Origin of the sequence: Nocardiopsis sp. CNT312 (assembly GCF_000515115.1) — a bacterium.
Taxonomy (GTDB): Bacteria; Actinomycetota; Actinomycetes; order Streptosporangiales; family Streptosporangiaceae; genus Nocardiopsis.
In genome coordinates, this window is the sequence record NZ_AZXF01000026.1 from 1 (window position 1) to 17899 (window position 17899).

The following is a 17899-nucleotide window of genomic DNA, read 5'->3' on the forward strand; positions in this document are numbered from 1 at the left end:
GGCCCTGACCCATCCGCTGGTGGCGGGTGTGCTGCTCGCGGCGATCCTCGCCGCGGTGATGAGTACCGCCGACTCCCAGCTCCTGGTCGCGGCCTCCGCCCTGACCGAGGACGTCTACNGGGGNTTCNTCTCCCGTGACGCCGACAGCAAGGTGCTGCTGTGGATCAGCCGTGNNACCGTNNTCGNGGTCGCGCTGGCGGCGGCGGGCATCGCGCTGTGGGGCAACAGCTCGGTCATGGACCTGGTGGGCTACGCGTGGGCGGGCTTCGGTTCGGCCTTCGGCCCGGTCCTGCTGCTCGCCGTGTTCTGGAAGCGCATGACCTGGACGGGCGCCCTCGCCGGCATGATCGCGGGCGCCGGTACCGCCATCGTCTGGGACATCGTCGACAGCTCCTACCTGGGCATCGGCCTGTTCTCCATGGTCCCCGGCGTCATCGTGAGCTTCGTGGCGATCTTCGCCCTGAACTCGCTCGGCANGGTCAGTGACGTGATGGAGTCCGACTTCGACCGCGTGGAGAACGAGGTCAAGGCCGTCCGTTCGGAGGCCGTCGCGGAAGAGGTCGCCGGCTGATCCGGCCCCTCCCGTGCTCACGGGCCCGTGCCGCGCGGCGGTACGGGCCCGTCGTCCTCTGGCGTAGCGGTGTCCGAAAACGGTAGAACGGGGGGCATGTCGTCATCGACGCCGTACCCGGCGGCCTGGACCCGGACCGACGTCTCCGAGGGGCTCGGGCTCGGCAGCCTCCTAGCCGAACCCTGCGGGTACCGACTGGAGGCCGGGGAGGCCGTCGCGGCGGACGGGGAACGGTTCTTCGCCCGCTTCACCATCCGCACCGACCTGGCATGGACCACGCGTGAGGTGCGCGTCGAGGCCGTCACCGTCACGGGGCCGGAATCGGTCCGCCTCACCGCACGGGACGGCCGTTGGAGCGACGCACGGGGCTGCCCCCTCCCCGAACTCATGGGCTGCCTGGACGTCGACGTCGCCGCCACCCCGCTCACCAGCACCCTGCCGATCCGCCGTCTGGGACTGCGCCCCGGCGAGCACCGCGAGATCGCGGTGGCCCGGATCGACATCCCCTCCCTGACGGTCAGCCGCATGCGCCGGAGCTACACCCGCCACCCGGCCCGGGGCGGCCTGGAGCGCTACACCTACCGGGACCCGATCCACGGCGAGTACGAATTCTCCGTGGACACCGACGGCGTGGTGGTGGACTACGAGCGCTTCGCCCGGCGGGTACGCCCGGGCCCCTGAACGGACGTGGCGCGCGCCCGGCGTGGAAAGTGCCGCCCCCTCGCACCTGACACGGGTACTGCCGTGGGGCCGCCCCGCCCGCGGTAGTACCCGTACCACCGAGACTGTGGGGGCTGATCCATCGTGCGGTGCCCCGTCGCGCGCTTAGTCTCGTACCGACGCCATGACTGAGTACACGGCCGCCGCCCGCCAGGGGAGCGTCCGATCAGCCGCCAGCCCATCCCCTCACGCGAAGGCCCGGGCACACCTGTGACCGGAAGCGACAAGGAGCGCCGATGACCATGACCGCCCGACGACCGGGTGCCGGGGGCGGGCCTTCGGCCCTCCCGGCCGCCGGGTCGGCCTCCGTGTCACCGGTCGGCACGCCCGACCGCGACCGCTTCCTCGACGTCCTGCGCCTTCTGGTGATGGGGCTCGTCGTGCTTCAGCACTGGTGGCTCCCGGTCCTGACGCGGCAGCCGGGTGAGCTCGCCGCGACCAGTGTGATCGGTGTGGACGGCGGCTCCACCCTCACCTGGTTCGTCCAGGTCATGCCGCTGATCTTCTTCGTCGGCGGCGCGTCGAACCTCCTGAGCTGGCGGTCCGCGTCTGGCCGCGGGAGCACGGCGACCGCGTGGGTGGCGCGGCGGCTGCGCCGGATCGCCTGGCCGGTGGTCCCGGTGGCGGTCGTGTGGATCGGCGCAGCCCACCTGCTGTCCGTCGGCGGTGTGCCGGAGCAGCCGGTCTCGGTGGCCGCCGAGGCTGCGGGAATGGTGCTGTGGTTCCTGGCGGTGTACGTCCTGGTGGTCGTGGCGACCCCGGTGCTCGCCGCCGCGGACGCGCGGACCGGCCCCTGGGCCGCGGTGGCGCTCTTCGCCGCGGCGGGCCTGACCGACGCCGCCCGGATCGCGACGGGGTCGGACACGGCCGGCTACGCGAACGTGGTGTTCGTGTGGCTGGGCCTGCACCAGCTCGGCTTTCTCTACGCGCGCGGCGCGCTGCGGGCCCGCCAGGGGGCGGTCCTCGCCGCGGTCGGCGCCGCCACCGTGGGGGTGCTCGCTCTCACCGGCCTGTACTCGCCCAACATGACCGGCGTGTTCGCGATGGAGGCGTCCAACGTCTTCCCGCCGAACCTGGTTCTGGCCTCGGTCGGCGCTCTCCAGATCGGTGCCGCCGTGCTGCTGCGGAGCTGGATCGGCGCGTGGGCCGACCGCCCCGGACCGTCACGGGTCCTGGACCTGCTCTGCCCCCGGCTGATGACCGTCTACCTGTGGCACATGATCCCGGTCAGCGTGGTCTCGGGAACCCTGGTCTACGGTCTGGGCGTCGACACCCCCCAGCCGATGACCGTCTCCTGGCTGTTGTTCGGGGCGCTCGGGACGGCCGCGCTGACGCCGCTGGTGGTTCTGACGGCCTCCCTGACCGCACGGTTCGAGGAACCGCCGAGGCTGCTCGCGGGCGACCCGGGACCGACCCTCGTCCTGGCCTCGGCCGCCCTCATCGGCGGCGGTCTGGGCGCGCTGACCGGGATCGGGCTGGGAGTGGGGTGGAAGCCCCTCCTCGCCCTGACCGCGGTGGCGGCGGGACTCCTCCTCATGAACGCGCCCCGTCTGCGCCGGGTGCGCCCGGTCGGCTGAGACCGGTGTGCGCCCGGCGCGGGGCCGGGTTCAGACGTTCTCCGCCGGGGCCGCACCGGTGTCCGTCACGAGATGCTCGTCCAGGAAGCACCACCCCCAGTTCTCGCCGTCCTCGGCGGACATGACGACGGGGTGCCCGGCCTGGTCGGCGTGCCACCGGCTGTGGCGGCCGGGGGAGTCGTCGCAGCAGCCCACGAAGCCGCACTGCGCGCAGATCCGCAGGTGCACCCAGTCGTGGCGCCCCTTGCGCAGGCACTCCGTGCATCCGGGACTCTTGGGAAGGACGGGGGGCAGGTCCTCCATGTGCGCGCACGCGGTGTCGGGGTCGGGGCGCAAGTGCCTGACCACGGTCGGGTCGGGGTGGCCCCGGTGGGTGTGGTCGATGTCGAGGAGGTCGAGGACGGCCCCGCCCAGGGGCTCGGTCACCGCGCGGTGGGTGTCCACGACCCGCTTCACGTCCGCGTCGTAGAAGCCCGTGATGTCGGGGACGTCGGTGGGGCGCACCACGATCGGCACGCCCGGTGCCACCCCGTGCAGGACGTGGGCGATGTGGACGGCGGCCTCGGAGTCGTTCTCGGCGATGACGATGAGCTTCACGCGGTCCATGCCGACCTCGTGCAGCACGGTCGCCTTCGTGGCCTCGCCCCGGACGACGGTGTGCCCGCGGCTCTCGGCGTCGGCGGCCAGGTCGGGGCTGAGCGTGGTCACGGTCGAGGGGACGCCGTTGGCCTCCAGATAGGCGCCCAGGTTTCGGGCGACGGGCCCCCAACCGGAGATGAGGACCCGGTCGCGGGTGTCGGTGTCCGGCTCCAGCCCGGCGGCGGCCTCGGCGGCCGCGTTCCGGGGCAGGCGGCGGGCGATCGCCGCGCCCAGGGCGCCCAGCGCCGGTGTCGCGGTCATCAGCAGGACCGTGACGGCGACGAGGATCTGTCCGCCCTCGTCGCCCATCCCCGCCGGGGACAGGCCGTAGGCCGCCCCGGTCTGCTGGAGGACGAAGGAGAACTCGCCGATCTGCGCGAGGAGGAAGGCCGAGCCCACGGCGGTGGCCGGTCCCACCCGCAGGACTGAGACCGCGGTGAAGGTCGTCAGCACCTTGATGAGGACGACCGCCACGGCGAGGAGCAGGACGATCCACCACAGCTGCGCCAGGACGGCGAGGTCGAGCAGCATGCCGATGGAGATGAAGAAGACGGCGCTGAAGATCATCTGGAGCGGCATGATCTCGCTCAGCGCGTGGGCACTGTGCCGCGACTCGCTCAGCACCATGCCTGCCAGGAAGGCGCCCAGAGCGGTGCTGATCCCGGCGAGCGAGGTCAGGTACGCCACCCCTAGGGCGATGGCCACGATGGACAGCAGGAAGATCTCCGGTGAGCACAGCCGGGCGATGCGCTCCAGTAGCGGGGGCATGACCTTGCGCGCCACCAGGATGACGGCGGTGAGGACGAGGGCGGCGGTGCCCAGCGCCCGCACCACCTCCCAGGTGCCGCCGGCCTGGCCGCCCAGGACCGGGATCAGCAGGACCATGACGATGATGGCGAGGTCCTGGAGGATGAGGGTGCCCACGGACGCCTGGCCGACGGGCTGCTGCGTGGCACCCTTGGCGGCGACCACCTTGAGCACGATCGCGGTGGAGGACAGTGCCACCAGGAAGCCGGTGAAGACGCCGACGTTCCAGTCCGCGCCGAACAGCAGGCACAGCCCGGCCACGGCGGCCGTGGTCAGGACTACCTGGAGGGTGCCCCCGCCCAGGACGAAGCGCCTGATCTTGGCCAGGCGTTCGAGGGAGAACTCGACACCGATGGTGAACAGCAGGAGCATCACGCCGATGTCGGCGGCGGCCTCGACCATCTCCACGTCCGGGACCAGTCCCAGTTGGTGTGGTCCGATGACCACGCCCGCGAGCAGGAAGCCCACGATCGGGACGACTCTGAGCCGGACGAAGAGCGCGCCGATCAGCCCCGCGGCGAGGAGCAGCGCGACGATCGGTCCGAGGTAGGCGGGGCTCTCCCCCGCAGCGAGCATCACCACACACAATCCCCTCACACGGCGCCCTGGGGGCGGATCCGGTTCTTCCCGAGCGTATCGGCGGACTTTCACTCGGGTCCCGCCAGCCCCGCTGTCATCTGCGAACACGGGTGTACGCGTCAGGGCGCGGCGGATATCTTGAACCGCGTACCGACGTGCCCTGAGGAGGCAGTGGAGTGACGACATCGCACCGTCCCGGCCCGGGACACCCCGAGTGGCTGCGCGCGGAGGAGGAACGTCTGTACTTCTTCGCCGCCGGTTCGGTCGTCCCCGACGGCTTCGGCTGGCTGGACGCCCGCGGCCGTGTCGAGGAGAGGCCGACCGCCGCATGGATCACGGCGCGCATGACGCACGTGTTCTCCCTGGCGCACCTGCGGGGCGCGGAGGGGGCGGCGGCACTCGCCGACCACGGGCTCGCGGCACTCGCAGGTCCGCTGCGCGACGCCGAACTGGGCGGCTGGTTCGACGCGGTCCCCTCCGATCCCACGGCGCTTTCCGGCCCCGCCTTGTGGGAGTGCTCCCACGATGGAGGGGGCCGGGCCGGGGCCGGGCAGGAGCTCCGCAAGTCCGCCTACGAGCACGCCTTCGTGGTCCTGGCTGCCGCCAGCGCCGCCGTCGCGGGCCGACCGGGCGCCGCCGACCTGCTCGCCGAGGCGCTCGGCGTGGTCGAGGAGCGCTTCTGGGAGGACTCCGCGGGGGCCGTCCGGGAGAGTTGGGACCGGGGGTGGACCGCCACTGAGGACTACCGGGGCGCCAACAGCAACATGCACTGTGTGGAGGCGTTCCTGGCCGCCGCCGACGCCACCGGCGATGCCCGGTGGGCCCGCCGGGCGCTGGCCATCGCCGAGCGGCTCGTGCACGGGGTGGCCGCCGAGTACGACTGGCGTCTGCCGGAGCACTTCACCTCCGACTGGAAGGCCCTGCCCGAGCACCACCGGGAGCAGCCGGACCACCCCTTCCGGCCCTTCGGCAGCACCACCGGCCACCTTCTGGAGTGGGCCCGGCTGCTGGTCCACCTGGAGGCCTCCCTCACCGGTGCGGGGGAGGAGGCCCCCGCGTGGCTGCGGGCCGACGCCGTCGCGCTCTTCGGCCACGCCGTCCGCAGGGGGTGGGCCGCCGACGGCCGGGAGGGGTTCGTCTACACCCTCGACTGGGACGACAGCCCCGTCGTGCGCGAGCGCATGCACTGGGTCGTTGCCGAGGCCGCGATGGCCGCCTGGGCCCTGGGCGAGGCCACCGGTGACGGTGCCTACGGCCGCGACTACGACCGCTGGTGGACCTATGCCGACCGCCACCACATCGACCGTGAGCACGGCGGTTGGCACCACGAACTCGATCCGGACCACCGGCCCGCCGGAAGCGTGTGGCCCGGCAAGCCCGACGTCTACCACGCCTACCAGGCGGTGCTCCTGCCCCGGATCGGTCTGGCGGGCTCCCTGGCGGGCGCGCTGGCCGGCGGCTCCGGCGCGCAGAGGGGAGGCGCGGCATGAGCGGGCACGAGCCCAGGCTCGTCGTGGTCGGTGAGAACGTCATGGACCTGCTGCCCACCGAGCACGGACGCGACGTGGTCCGGGCCGTGCCCGGTGGCGGGCCCGCCAACACGGCTGTGGCCGCGGCCCGGCTGGGGACCCCCACCCGGCTGCTGGCGCGGATCGGATCGGACGGCTTCGGTGAACGCGTCCGTGAGCGCCTGCTGGCCGAGGGGATCGACCCGGCCGGGCTGGTGGCGGCGCAGGAGCCGTCGTCGCTGGCGATGGCCACGCTCGCCCCGGACGGGTCGGCGCGCTACGACTTCCGGATGGACGACGCCGCCGATTGGCGCTGGCGCCCCGGTGAACTCCCCGACCGCCTGCCCCCGGGGGTCGGCGCGTTGCACGCGGCCTCGGTGGCGCTCTTCCGGGAGCCGGGGGCCTCGCGGATCGGGGAACTGCTGGAACGCGAACGCGCGCGTGGGGAGGTGGCGCTCACGCTCGACCCCAACATCCGGCCGGACGTCATCGGCGACGCGGAGGCCGTGCGGGAACTGGCGCCGCGCTACGCCGCGCTGGCCCACGTGGTCAAGGCCAGTGACGAGGACCTGGCCTTTCTCTATCCGGGCCTTCCCCCGGAGCGGGCGGCCCGTGAGGTCGCCGCTTTGGGGCCGGAACTGGTGGTGGTCACCCTGGGAGGGCGGGGCGCTCTCGCGGTCTGCGGCGCGGGTCAGGTGGAGGTCCGCGCACCGAAGGTCCGGGTGGCGGACACGGTGGGTGCGGGTGACTCCTTCATGGGTGCCCTGCTGCACTGGCTTGACCGGGCGGACCTGCTCGGGGGTGACCCCGCCGGGCAACGGGCCGGCCTCACTGAGGACCGGGTGCGCGAGCTGCTTGTCTTCGCGAGTACGGCGGCGGCGGTGACGGTGACCCGCGAAGGCGCCGACCCGCCCACGGGTGGGGAGCTGGCGTTGGCCCTGTCGGAGGCCTGAGGGGCGGGTCATCGGTTGTGTCTGCCCGAAACCTCGGGGTTGCGGGCATCGTGCAGGTCGGTGGGGGATGGTGCGCCGCACCGACCTCGCCGGTCCGGTGCGGGGACCGGTGGAATCCCCTACGGGGGGATCACGAAGACGCCAAGACGAGACTAAAGGGCAGATTTGATAGTTAATGTCCGGAATGGCCGAATTGCGGGGGGTGTTACGGGGGTATTGCAGGTTGATAACCGCACCTTGGTCGTCAAGGGGGCGTGAGGGAGGTCCTGGACACCCTCGCGAGTGAGTCTCCTCACCCTTCGGTGCCAGAGAACCCCTGGTGGTCGCTTTGATGCAACACTGGTCAGTGAGTCCCGCACCGTCGCGCCCCGCCGTCCGAGACGGTCTCGGCCACGCCCCATGCGAGCCTGTCCTGGTATCGGTGAAACGACCAGTGTGCCCACTCGCACCTGCCGCGATGGGGTCTTCATATGCGAATGTGAGCCTGTGACTGGCAGGTGCACGATGCCCCCGGGTGTCCGTCTCCGGGGGCGGGACTCAGAGCGACGGATCCTCGCGGACGTCTTGGACGACGCGAGGTCTGCCCGCGGTGCCTCCATACTTCTCTCCGGAGGGCCCGGGCGCGGTAAGACGGCGCTCGTCGAACACGCGCGCGCCGCTGCCGAAGGCTTCACCGTCCTGCACGCGGCCGGTGTTCCCACCGAGGCCGACATTCCGCTCGCCGGGCTCCAGCGTCTCCTGCGCCCCGTCGAGGGCCAGGCCGAGCGCCTGGCCGAGCCCAGGCGCGACCTCATCCGCGACACCCTCACCCGCGGCGTGCTCTCGGACCCCGACCGCTTCGCCCTGTACACGGCCGTCCTCGACCTGCTGCGGCTCGCCTCCGAGGACAAGCCCCTTCTGATCTGCGTCGACGACGCCGACCACCTCGACTCCGCCTCCCTGGAGGCCCTGGCCTTCGTAGCCCGGCGGCTGAGCGGCCTGCGCATCGCGGCCGTGTTCACCGCCCACGTCGGCCACGGCAAGTCCGCGGCCCGTCTGCCCGCCTCAGAGGGCGAGCCCGCTCCGGACGAGCTGGTGCCCGGGGTCACCGAGCACCTCCTCCAGCCGCTGAACGCACGCTCGGTGCACGACATCATCACCGACCGTGCGCCGGTGACGCCCGCCTCGGCCGTGCGCACCCGCCTCGTCAGGGCCGCACACGGCAACCCCGCCGTGGCCATCGGCCACCTGAGGGGCCTGTCCGCACCACAGATCCGGGGCTTGGAGCCCCTGCCCGCGCAGCTCCGGCTGCCCGGACGGCTGCGCTCCTCGTTCCTGACCGCCTACCGCGAACTGCCCGAGCACGTCCAGCACCTGCTCCTCATCGCCTCCCTGGCCGCCGACCCCGGGGTCGACCTGCTGATCGAGGCCGGCGGGGCCCCCGCACTCACGGTGGGGGACCTGGAGCCGGCAGAGGAAGCCGGAATCGTGCATGTGGAGGGTGCCAACGTCGTCTTCTCCGACCCGCTGCTGTGCGAGGCCATCGCCCAGGACGCCCCGGCCAACCGGCTGCGCGCGGTCCACCGGGCCCTCGCCGAGGCGGTGGACCCGGAGTACGCGCCGCTGGAGTTCTCCCGCCACGCCGCCGCGGGGTCGAGCAGCCCCGACGAGGCCCTGGCGAACGCCGTGGAGAAGGCCGCCCTGCGCGCCCGCAGGCTGGAGGGGCCGCTGGCCGCCTCCTACGCCCACGAACGCGCCGCCCAGCTCACGCCGGACCCCGACCTCCGCGCCTGCCGGCTGGCCAGCGCCTCCTACCAGGCCTACGCGGGCGGCAGGACCGACCGGGGCGCGCACCTGGTACGCAAGGCCCGGCCGCTGGCCGTGACCGACGGGCGACGGGCGATCATCGACCTGGTCGACGCGCAGTCGACCATGCGCGAGGGCAACGCGATCGACGCCGCCGAGCGCCTGATGGCCGTGGGTCGGGAGCTCATCGGCCACGATCGCGAACTCGCCCTGCGCGCCTTGGTGCGCTCGGCCGACTCCGCCTCCCTGGCGGGCGACCCGATCCGGCACGGCAAGGCCTACGACCTGGCCGCCCCACTGGTACGCGACGACGACCCGGCGCCGATGCGCCTGGTCGTGGCCTACCTCAAGGGGTGCACCCTCTCCTTCCGGGGCGACTACACCGGGTCCACCCCGATCCTGCGCGAGGGCATGGAGCTCTCCGAGGGGATGGACCTCCCCTCCGAGCTGATCTGGGCCGGGGTCTGCGGTCTGCGGCTCGGCGACGCGCCGTTCGTGCGGCGGGTGATGACGCGGGCCGTGGAGGCCGGGGAGACCCAGGGAGAGCACGCCCCCGTCCCGGCGGCACTGGGGTTCCTGGTCTTCTCCGAGTTCTGGAGCGGCCGGTTTCCCTCCGCTGCGGGCCACGCCCTCTATGGACTGAAGGCGGCGCGCGAGCACGGACAGTCGATCTGGGCCACCCAGAACCTGGCTTCGCTGGCGATGATCGCCGCGATCCAGGGCGACGTGGACACCTGCCGCATCCGGGCGCGCGCGGTCGCCACCCAGGCGGGGGAGAAGAGTCTCGGTCTGGCCTCGGCGCTGGCCTCCTGGGCTCTGGCCGTCCTGGAACTGTCGCGGGGCAACGCCGCGGAGGCCTTCTTCCGGCTGCGAGCCCTGGTCCACGCCGGGCCGGGGTACGGCCACCCGACGATGCGCCTGCTCACCGCGCCCCACTTCGTGGAGGCGGCCACCCGGATGGGGGAGACCGGCTGGGCCCGAACCTCGCAAGCCGGCTACCAGCACTGGGCCGACGCGGTCGGCAGCCTGAGCGCCCGCGCGCTGGCCGCGCGTGGCCAAGGGCTCCTGGCCGCGGGCGACGAGGCCGCCGACCACTTCGAGAACGCGCTGGCCCTGCACCGGGCCTGCGGTGACGACGACGTCGAACAGGCGCGCACGCAACTGCTCTTCGGGGCGTTCCTGCGCCGGTCCCGCCTCCCCGGCCGGGCACGCGAACACCTGTACGACGCCCTGGAATCCTTCGAGCGCTTCGGCGCACGACTCTGGGTCCGCCAGACGCGGGCCGAACTGAGGGCCATCGGGACCGCCGAACGTGACCCGGGCCCGCCCCCGACGAGTGAGCTGACCGCTCAGCAGCAGCAGATCGCCCGGCTGGTCGCCGAAGGCGCGACCAACCGCGAGGTCGCCGCGCACATGTTCATCAGTCCGCGCACGGTCGAACACCATCTGCGCGGCATCTTCCGCAAGCTGAACATCAGGTCCCGCGTGGACCTGGCCCGCTTGCTCACCTGACGCGGGGAGCGGCAGACCCTCCGCGGCGCGGTGGGCGGGGAGGCCTCCCGGCCCACCGGAACATACCAACTGGTCGGTACGGTAACTCCGGTCAGCACCCTCGAGAAAGGCAGTCATGACAACGACCACAGGCGGCCATCTCCTGAAGGCGGAGGGGGTGACCATGCGCTTCGGCGGGCTGACAGCCCTCGACGATGTCGGAATCCAGGTCGCGCCTGGGACCGTCGTCGGGCTCATCGGCCCCAACGGAGCCGGGAAGACCACCCTGTTCAACGTCCTGTCCGGTGTGCTCAAGCCCACCGAGGGGGCCATCACCTGGAAGGGCGAGCGCACCGGCAAGACCGGTCCGCACCGCCTGGCGCGCGCCGGGATCGCCCGTACCTTCCAGGGTCTGAACCTCTTCCCCATGATGACGGTCCTGGAGAACGTGGTGGCCGGGGCCGACCGCCTGGCCAAGGGCGGTGCCCTGTCCATGGTCACCGGCCTGCTCGGCCACCACCGGGACGAGCGCGTGATCCGCGAGAAGGCCTGCGCGACCCTCCAGCGCTTCGGCATCGCCGAGTTCGCCCACCACTTCCCGGGCATGCTCCCCTACGGCATCCAGAAACAGGTCGCCCTGGCCCGCGCCTGTGTCGGAGACCCAGAACTGCTCCTGCTCGACGAGCCCGCCAGCGGCTTGTCCAAGCAGCAGGTGGACAACCTCGCCGACCAGATCCGCGGTTTCAGCAACGACATGGCCGTCGTCCTGGTCGAGCACCACATGGACCTGGTGATGAAGGTGTGCGACCACATCGTGGTGCTCAACTTCGGCCAGGTCATCTCCACCGGCACCCCCGAGCAGGTCCAGGCCGACCCGGCCGTCACCCGCGCCTACCTCGGCGAGCCGGCCGCGGACGGAGGCACCCGATGAGCACCGAACCGATCCTCCGGGTGGAGGGCCTCGACCTCCACTACGGCCCGGTCCAGGCCCTCCACGGGATCACGCTCTCCGTGCCCCCCGAGGGCATGTGCGCGGTCCTCGGCGCCAACGGCGCGGGCAAGACCACCCTGCTGCGCGCCCTGTCCGGGCTGCACAAGGTCTCCTCCGGAAAGGTCCTGCTCGAAGGGGAGGACATCACGCGCCTGCCCGCCGAGAGGATCATCACCCGCGGCCTGGCCCACGTCCCCGAGGGCGGCGGCGTCATCGCCGAACTCACCGTGGAGGAGAACCTGCGGCTGGGCGGCCTGTGGCGCTCCTCCCGCACCGACAAGAAGGCCATGGCGGAGGTCCTGGAGCTCTTCCCCCCGCTGGCGGAGCGCCGCAAGCGCCCGTCGAGCACACTCTCCGGCGGTGAGCGCCAGATGCTCGCCATCGGCCGTGCGCTCATGGCCAAGCCCAGGGTGCTCCTCCTGGACGAGCCCTCACTCGGTCTGGCGCCGCTGATCACGCAGCAGATCTTCGACCTCCTGCGCGACCTGCGCAAGAGTTCCGGACTCACCGTCGTCCTCGTCGAGCAGAACGCCGCCGGCGCTCTGGCGACCACCGAGCACGGGTTCGTCCTGAACCAGGGCAAGGTGGCCGTCAGCGGGGCTTCGGACGAACTCCTCTCCGACGAGCGCACGCGCCACGCCTACCTCGGTTTCTGAGGGGACCCCCATGGAAAAGTTTCTCGACCTGACCTACAACGGGCTGTCGAGCGGAGCCGTCTACGCGGCGCTTGCGCTGTCCCTGGTCATCATCTTCCAGGCCACCCGCCTGGTGAACTTCGCCCAGCCGGCCTTCGCCCTGGTGTCGGCCTACACCGCCTTCGCCGTCATCCAGGCCACCGACAGCTACTGGCTCGGCTTCGGTGCCGCGCTCGTCGTCGGTGCCCTGGCGGGTGCGCTCGTCGAGCGGGTGGTCATCCGCCCGATCGCCAGCAAGTCCGAACTCAACGCGATCATCGTCACCCTCGGTCTCCTCCTGGTGGTCCAGGGCGTGATCGGGATGGTCTGGGGCAGCCGGGAGCACGGCCTCCGGTACGCCTTCGACTACAAGGGCGACTTCTCCCCGGCGGACGTCTTCGCGGTGGCCTCGATCGCCGTCGTGGCGGTCCTGGTGTTCGTCCTCTACCGGTTCAGCCCGCTCGGCCTGCGGATGCGCGCCGCGGCGTTCCGTCCCGAGGCCGCCAGGCTCAGCGGTGTGAAGGTCGGCCTGATGCTCACCGCGGGGTGGGCGATCGCCTCCACGATCGGTGCCCTCGCCGGCATGCTCGCCGGTCCGCCGTTCCTCTCCCCGCACTCGTTCGACCTCGTGTTCGTCTTCGCGATCACCGCCGCGGTGATCGGTGGCCTGGACAGCCCGTTCGGCGCCATCCTCGGCGGCCTCCTCATGGGTCTGGCCATGTCCTACGTGAGCGGCTACGTCGGTCCCGAAGTCGCCACTCTCGCCGCCCTCGTCGTCGTGGTCCTCGTGCTGAGCCTCCGTCCCGACGGCATCCTGTCCCGCCCGAAAGCGCGAAAGGTGTAGCCGTGTCCTCACCCACCCGGGAGCGCGCCGAAGGCGCTACAGCTCCCACCTCCCAGGGTTCGCCTCCGGCGTCCCCCAAGGCCGGCTTCTGGAAGCGGATCCCCTCTCCCGTGCGGAACCTGCTGCTGGCCGCACTCGCGCTCACCGCGATCAGCGGACTGATGTTGTTCTCCAGCGACCTGTCCTCGCTGCGCTACGCGGCGGTCGGGTACACGCTGCTGGCGATCGCCGGGCTCCAGCTCTTGGTCGGCGGCAGCGGTCAGGTCTCCCTCGGCCACGGCGCGTTCATGATGATCGGTGCCTACAGCATGGCGCTGCTCGTCTTGCACCTGCCGATGCTGCCGCTGGCGGCCAACCTGCTGATCGTGGTCGTCGTCTCCGCGGTGGCCGGGCTGCTGGTCGGCGCGGCCACGGCCCGCCTGCACGGCCCCTACCTGGCCGGTGCCACCCTGATCCTGGCCGTGGGCCTGCCCGGCCTGGCGCACCGCTACCACGATGTGCTCGGAGGGAGCAACGGCCTCCGCATCCGTGTCGCGGGTGCTCCCCCGGGCCTTGAGAACCTCGTCAGTGACGAGCAGTGGACGTCGATCGTCGTGTGGACGGTCGTGCTGCTGGCCCTCGCCGTACTGGCGACGGTCTCCGGTGGCCGCCTCGGCCGCAGGATGCGCTCCGTCCGCGACGACGAGACCGCCGCGGCCATGGCCGGTGTGCCTGTGGGCTCCACCAAGGTGGCCGCGTTCGTCATCGCCTCCACCGCGGGCGGGCTGGCCGGTGCCCTGCAGATCTACGTGCTGGGCACCGCGACACCGAGCATCTTCACACTCGCTCTGTCCCTGACCTTGCTCGCCGTCCTCGTCCTCGGCGGGGTCGGCAGCATGTGGGGTGCCCTGTGGGCGGCCCTGGCCGTCGTCTACCTGGAGCTCTGGGTATCCGACCTGGCGGGTCTCCTCGAAATGAACAGCAATGTCGAGAACAACCTTCCGCTCGTGTTCTTCGGCATCGTCCTCATCCTGGTCCTGCGGTTCTGGCCGTTGGGCATCCAGGGCATCTTCCAACGGCTGGCCGCCCGGCGCCGGCTCAGCGAGACCTCTCGATAACCCCCTGAAGAAGGAGAGCACCATGCGTATGCGCAGAGGAACACCGGTCGCCGCGGCGGCCCTGGCCCTGGCCCTCATGGCCACGGCCTGCCAAGGCGCCGGAGAGGTGACCGAGGGAGAGGACGCCGACCTGGCCGTGGCCACCGGTGTCACCGAGGACACGATCACCGTCGGCACCCACCAGCCGCTGACCGGTGTGGCCGCCTCCGGCTACAGCCCGATCTCCCGCGGGGCCCAGGCCGTCTTCGACTACGTCAACGAGCAGGGCGGCGTGAACGGGCGCCAGATCGACTACGTGGTCAAGGACGACGCCTACGACCCCGCGCAGACGGTCGACGTGACCCGTGAGCTGGTCGACGAAGAGATCTTCGCGATGTTCGGCGGTCTGGGCACCCCGACCCACTCGGGTGTGCTCGACTACCTGAACGAGGAGGGCATCCCGGACGTCTTCCCGGCCTCCGGCGCCCTGGTCTGGAACAGCCCCGAGGAGTACCCGCTCACCTACGGGTGGCAGACGGACTACACCAAGGAGGCCAAGGTCCAGGGCCAGTACATCGCGGAGAACTTCCCCGGCCAGAACGTCGGCTTCTTCTACCAGAACGACGACGTCGGCACGGACTCCCAGGCCGGCCTCGACCAGTACCTCACCGACGAGGTCGTGGCGCGCGAGCACTACGAGTCCTCCGTGACCGACATCTCGGCGCAGATCGCCGCCCTCCAGGCGGCCGAGGCCGAGGTCGTGGTGTGCTCCTGCATCCCGGCCTTCATGGCCAACGCGATGCTGACCGCCTCCGCCATGGAGTACAGCCCGCAGTGGGTGGTCTCCAGCATCGGTGGTGACACCCGCACCCTGCAGGGCATGCTCGCCGCCTTCTCCGACGGCGCGGTCGAGGGCGAGGCTGCCGACGCCTTCCTCGACGGTCTGGTCATCACCAGCTACATGCCGCGTATCGAGGACCCCGAGGACGAGTGGGCGCAGTTGTTCATCGAGGTCTGGGAGGACTACCGCGAGGACGACAGCGAGGTTCTCACCAACACCCACGTGTTCGGTATGACGCAGGCCGTCATGTTCTCCCAAGCGCTGCTGGAGGCCGGTGAGGACTTGGACCGCCAGGCCCTGATCGACACCCTGCACAGCATTGAGTGGCAGGGACCGAGCCCCGTGCCCTTCACTTCCAGCGAGGACGACCGCGGCGGCCACCAGGGCGTCTACGTCGTCCAGTACCAGGCCGGCGGCGACATCGAGCTGATCCAGGACACCCGGGTCACCGACAACGCCGGCGGTCCGATCGAGGAGACCGACTTCACGCAGCTCTCCCCGAGCGAGCTGGCCTTCCACGACTAGCGGTTTCCCTTGGTGCCTGCGGGCCCACCCCGAGGCGGCGAGGGCCGGTGTCCCCACTGGGGGCACCGGCCCTCGCCGTGCGTGCGGCCCGGGGCGCCTCGTCCCCGGGCCCCGTGGGCGGGGTGCCCGCGTTAGGCCGAGCGCGGGCCCGCGGCCGAGGCCATCTCCAGGACCAGGCGGACGGCGGCTTCGGTGTTGTGGACCGGGACCGACCCCGTCTCCAGGACCGCGCCCCCGTGGGCGGTCCTGGAGGTGAGGAAGTACTGGCCCCTGACCCTGGTGCGGGTGTCCCGCGTGTACACCGCCGGGTCGTTGTAGAGGTCGAGCACGGCGTCCGGGGCGTCGGCGCGCCGGAGGGCGGCGTACAGCTCCTTGAGGGCCCGGTCCCGGGCCGTGTGGGCGGGACTCATGGCGCAGTCACGGTGTGGGCCGGAGGAGCGGTGGAGGGCACGGCCACCGCCAGGACCGAATTGTGGCTTTTCGTAGTGAAGAAGTTCCTTTGAGTGATCTCTGAAGACGTGCCCTTTTTCCTCGGAGTGCTTGTGGTGGTCATGTAGTTGAGGTTCGCACCGGGAGGGCTCCCGTGGGAAGGGAGGATACAAAGAGGTCACGCTCTGGGCAGTTCTGTACCTGCCAGTACTGATTTGTTGCCATGGTCGGTACATGGTGGACCGACTGAAGCCGGCGTGGGTGGAGTTCGGCAAGCACGTTCGGCGTTTGCGCACGCAGGGCAACCTTTCGCTGGATCGGCTGTCTCGGATGACGTCCTACTCCGCGACCTACCACAGCAAGATCGAACGGGCGGTACGGGTGCCCAATGCCGGAATTGTGGAGGCTCTGGACCGCGAGTTCGGTACAAACGGCGCCCTCATCAGGATGTGGCGGGACGTGGAGCGCTCGGAGAACGGGAAGGTCTGGTACTACGATCCGGATGATTATGTTCGGGAAGGTACTGAAATGCGGTATTTTCACCCATTTGTCCTTCCTGGGTTCCTTCAAGTCGAGGAGTACGCCCGGGTGATTGCCTCGCACGCCTCCACGACCCTCGACAGGGAGCACGTCCAGCGGGTGGTCTCGGGGCGCACGCAGTGGCGGGAGCGGCTGCGGGAGAACACCGACCTCGTCGTCAGTGTCGTCATCCCCGAGTTCGTGCTCACCCGGCTCGTGGGGGGTGCCGAGGTCATGCGCGGGCAGTTGGAGCGGCTGGCTGCGGAGGCGCGTGAGGAGGCCGTCACGGTCCAGGTCCTCCCCTCAGGAATCCGCGACTTCGCCTGGACAGCGGGAGCCTTCTGGCTCGTATACTTTAGTGACCAAAGTCCCTTGGTCGTTTCCGAGCACTCTTCGGGCGAACATGTCACGGACGAGGAGTCGGTTGTGCGGCGGCTGGAGGCGACGTACAGCAGGCTCCAGGTATGGGCCCTTTCCCCTGATGCCTCGTTGCAGAGGATAGAAGAAGTGAGGGAAGAACTGTGAACGGCTGGAAGAAATCCACATACAGCCAGGGCGACCGCTTCTGTGTGGAGGTGAAGGAGGCCTCCGGTACCGTCCAGGTCCGGGATACGCAGAACCGGGGTCTCGGCCATCTCAGTTTCACGTCCTCGGAATGGAACTCCTTCCTTGGTGACCTCAAGGAAATTCCTCTCCGATAACCTCGGGCAGAACGAAGGGGCGGCGGGCCGCGTGTGCGGCCCGCCGCTGTGTCACACCTGACCGGTCATCCGCGGAGCGCGGGCGGCCGTGCCCCTTGATGAAGGGGCAGGAGCCCCGGTGGTCGGAGTAGTCGCTGCCGAACCAGCCTCCGGCGCTGGGGCCGGGGGCAGAGGGGCCGCTCGTAGCGGTCGTCCTCGTCCACGAACACCTTCAGCCAGGAGAGGGCGACGCGGGCGATCAGCGTGTTGGGGCTGTCGGGAACGAGGTGCCCCTCGCCGGCCGGCTCCAGATGCGGGTTCAGGCCGTCGTAGAACGGGTCGGAGTGCGTGTGGTCGGGGGCGGTGGTGTCGTTCTCGGCGCTGGTGATCATGGCCGGGACGGTGATGCTGGCCCCAGCCGTCCCGGGTGGGTGCCCGGGGTGACCGGCGCGATCGCCCTCAGGCCGGGGCGGCCACGGCTGCGGCCAGCATGGTGCGGGAGGTCACACGCGGCATCCCCGAAAGGGGGTGTCGGTGGTTGCGGAACCATCAGTGGAAGGGGGCATGGTGCGCACGTTGCTTCCTTTTCGTGCCCCGGGAATCCTCTCCTCCGAGAGGAGGGTTTCATTGGTTTATGCGACCTTGAGAAAAAGTCGATCCATCTCTTTCGGATCCGTTGCCACCCGGGCC

General features: G+C 70.9%; 15 protein-coding genes and 1 pseudogene. 13 read left to right on the top strand and 3 right to left on the bottom strand.

What is annotated here, in order from left to right; all coding sequences use genetic code 11:
- The 3 genes and pseudogenes from B042_RS0112945 to B042_RS0112955 all read left to right on the top strand — a co-directional run.
- Positions 1–571: pseudogene (locus B042_RS0112945) on the top strand (sodium/proline symporter PutP); the annotation flags it as partial.
- Between the two features lie 96 nt (positions 572–667).
- Positions 668–1252, top strand: coding sequence for a putative glycolipid-binding domain-containing protein (locus tag B042_RS0112950; RefSeq protein WP_028648651.1), 585 nt, complete (start codon positions 668–670; stop codon positions 1250–1252).
- 281 nt (positions 1253–1533) lie between these two features.
- A complete protein-coding gene (locus B042_RS0112955) occupies positions 1534–2868 on the top strand; it encodes an acyltransferase (protein WP_028648652.1) in 1335 nt (444 codons plus the stop codon).
- Positions 2869–2898: 30 nt separating this feature from the next.
- Here the strand turns inward: B042_RS0112955 and B042_RS0112960 are convergent, their stop codons facing one another.
- Positions 2899–4890 carry a cation:proton antiporter gene (locus B042_RS0112960; RefSeq protein ID WP_051415672.1) on the bottom strand — a complete coding sequence of 664 codons (1992 nt, stop codon included), beginning with the start codon at positions 4888–4890 and terminating at the stop codon, positions 2899–2901.
- 179 nt (positions 4891–5069) lie between these two features.
- Between B042_RS0112960 and B042_RS0112965 the strand changes: the two genes are divergently transcribed.
- From B042_RS0112965 to B042_RS0113000, 8 genes are all read left to right on the top strand, one after another.
- Positions 5070–6383: an AGE family epimerase/isomerase gene (locus B042_RS0112965; RefSeq protein WP_028648654.1), complete on the top strand. Its 1314-nt coding sequence runs from the start codon at positions 5070–5072 to the stop codon at positions 6381–6383.
- The gene (locus B042_RS0112970) at positions 6380–7354 is read left to right on the top strand and encodes a carbohydrate kinase (RefSeq protein WP_028648655.1); all 975 of its coding nucleotides are present in this window, start codon (positions 6380–6382) and stop codon (positions 7352–7354) included. The genes B042_RS0112965 and B042_RS0112970 overlap by 4 nt, the downstream gene beginning before the upstream one ends.
- A gap of 399 nt (positions 7355–7753) precedes the next feature.
- Positions 7754–10651, top strand: coding sequence for a LuxR family transcriptional regulator (locus B042_RS0112975; protein ID WP_081748763.1), 2898 nt, complete (start codon positions 7754–7756; stop codon positions 10649–10651).
- 115 nt (positions 10652–10766) lie between these two features.
- On the top strand, positions 10767–11561 hold the full coding sequence (locus B042_RS23070; RefSeq protein WP_051415669.1) for an ABC transporter ATP-binding protein: 795 nt from the start codon (positions 10767–10769) through the stop codon (positions 11559–11561).
- The gene (locus B042_RS0112985) at positions 11558–12277 is read left to right on the top strand and encodes an ABC transporter ATP-binding protein (RefSeq protein ID WP_028648657.1); all 720 of its coding nucleotides are present in this window, start codon (positions 11558–11560) and stop codon (positions 12275–12277) included. Before B042_RS23070 ends, B042_RS0112985 begins: the two co-directional genes overlap by 4 nt.
- 10 nt (positions 12278–12287) lie before the next feature.
- Complete coding sequence (locus tag B042_RS0112990) at positions 12288–13139, top strand: branched-chain amino acid ABC transporter permease (protein ID WP_028648658.1); 852 nt, start codon at positions 12288–12290, stop codon at positions 13137–13139.
- 2 nt (positions 13140–13141) lie between these two features.
- Positions 13142–14236 (top strand): branched-chain amino acid ABC transporter permease, encoded by a 1095-nt coding sequence (locus tag B042_RS0112995; protein WP_028648659.1) that lies wholly within the window; start codon positions 13142–13144, stop codon positions 14234–14236.
- Positions 14237–14258: 22 nt separating this feature from the next.
- The gene (locus tag B042_RS0113000; RefSeq protein ID WP_028648660.1) at positions 14259–15581 is read left to right on the top strand and encodes an ABC transporter substrate-binding protein; all 1323 of its coding nucleotides are present in this window, start codon (positions 14259–14261) and stop codon (positions 15579–15581) included.
- A 131-nt stretch (positions 15582–15712) separates the two neighbouring features.
- Here the strand turns inward: B042_RS0113000 and B042_RS0113005 are convergent, their stop codons facing one another.
- Positions 15713–15991, bottom strand: coding sequence for a hypothetical protein (locus B042_RS0113005; RefSeq protein ID WP_028648661.1), 279 nt, complete (start codon positions 15989–15991; stop codon positions 15713–15715).
- Positions 15992–16244: 253 nt separating this feature from the next.
- On the opposite strand from B042_RS0113005, the gene B042_RS0113010 reads away from it, so the two are divergent.
- On the top strand, positions 16245–17054 hold the full coding sequence (locus B042_RS0113010; protein WP_028648662.1) for a Scr1 family TA system antitoxin-like transcriptional regulator: 810 nt from the start codon (positions 16245–16247) through the stop codon (positions 17052–17054).
- Entirely contained in the window at positions 17051–17230 is a 180-nt protein-coding gene (locus B042_RS0113015) for a DUF397 domain-containing protein (RefSeq protein WP_028648663.1), read from the top strand. Before B042_RS0113010 ends, B042_RS0113015 begins: the two co-directional genes overlap by 4 nt.
- Before the next feature lie 65 nt (positions 17231–17295).
- Here the strand turns inward: B042_RS0113015 and B042_RS0113020 are convergent, their stop codons facing one another.
- Positions 17296–17601: a hypothetical protein gene (locus B042_RS0113020; protein WP_028648664.1), complete on the bottom strand. Its 306-nt coding sequence runs from the start codon at positions 17599–17601 to the stop codon at positions 17296–17298.
- Positions 17602–17899 lie beyond the last annotated feature (298 nt).

Coding starts and splice junctions, on each gene's coding strand:
- B042_RS0112950 (WP_028648651.1), top strand. CDS start 668: ATGTCGTCATCGACGCCGTACCCGGCGGCCTGGACCCGGACCGACGTC.
- B042_RS0112955 (WP_028648652.1), top strand. CDS start 1,534: ATGACCGCCCGACGACCGGGTGCCGGGGGCGGGCCTTCGGCCCTCCCG.
- B042_RS0112960 (WP_051415672.1), bottom strand. CDS start 4,890: ATGCTCGCTGCGGGGGAGAGCCCCGCCTACCTCGGACCGATCGTCGCG.
- B042_RS0112970 (WP_028648655.1), top strand. CDS start 6,380: ATGAGCGGGCACGAGCCCAGGCTCGTCGTGGTCGGTGAGAACGTCATG.
- B042_RS0112975 (WP_081748763.1), top strand. CDS start 7,754: ATGCGAGCCTGTCCTGGTATCGGTGAAACGACCAGTGTGCCCACTCGC.
- B042_RS23070 (WP_051415669.1), top strand. CDS start 10,767: ATGACAACGACCACAGGCGGCCATCTCCTGAAGGCGGAGGGGGTGACC.
- B042_RS0112985 (WP_028648657.1), top strand. CDS start 11,558: ATGAGCACCGAACCGATCCTCCGGGTGGAGGGCCTCGACCTCCACTAC.
- B042_RS0112990 (WP_028648658.1), top strand. CDS start 12,288: ATGGAAAAGTTTCTCGACCTGACCTACAACGGGCTGTCGAGCGGAGCC.
- B042_RS0113000 (WP_028648660.1), top strand. CDS start 14,259: ATGCGTATGCGCAGAGGAACACCGGTCGCCGCGGCGGCCCTGGCCCTG.
- B042_RS0113005 (WP_028648661.1), bottom strand. CDS start 15,991: ATGAGTCCCGCCCACACGGCCCGGGACCGGGCCCTCAAGGAGCTGTAC.
- B042_RS0113010 (WP_028648662.1), top strand. CDS start 16,245: ATGGTGGACCGACTGAAGCCGGCGTGGGTGGAGTTCGGCAAGCACGTT.
- B042_RS0113020 (WP_028648664.1), bottom strand. CDS start 17,601: ATGATCACCAGCGCCGAGAACGACACCACCGCCCCCGACCACACGCAC.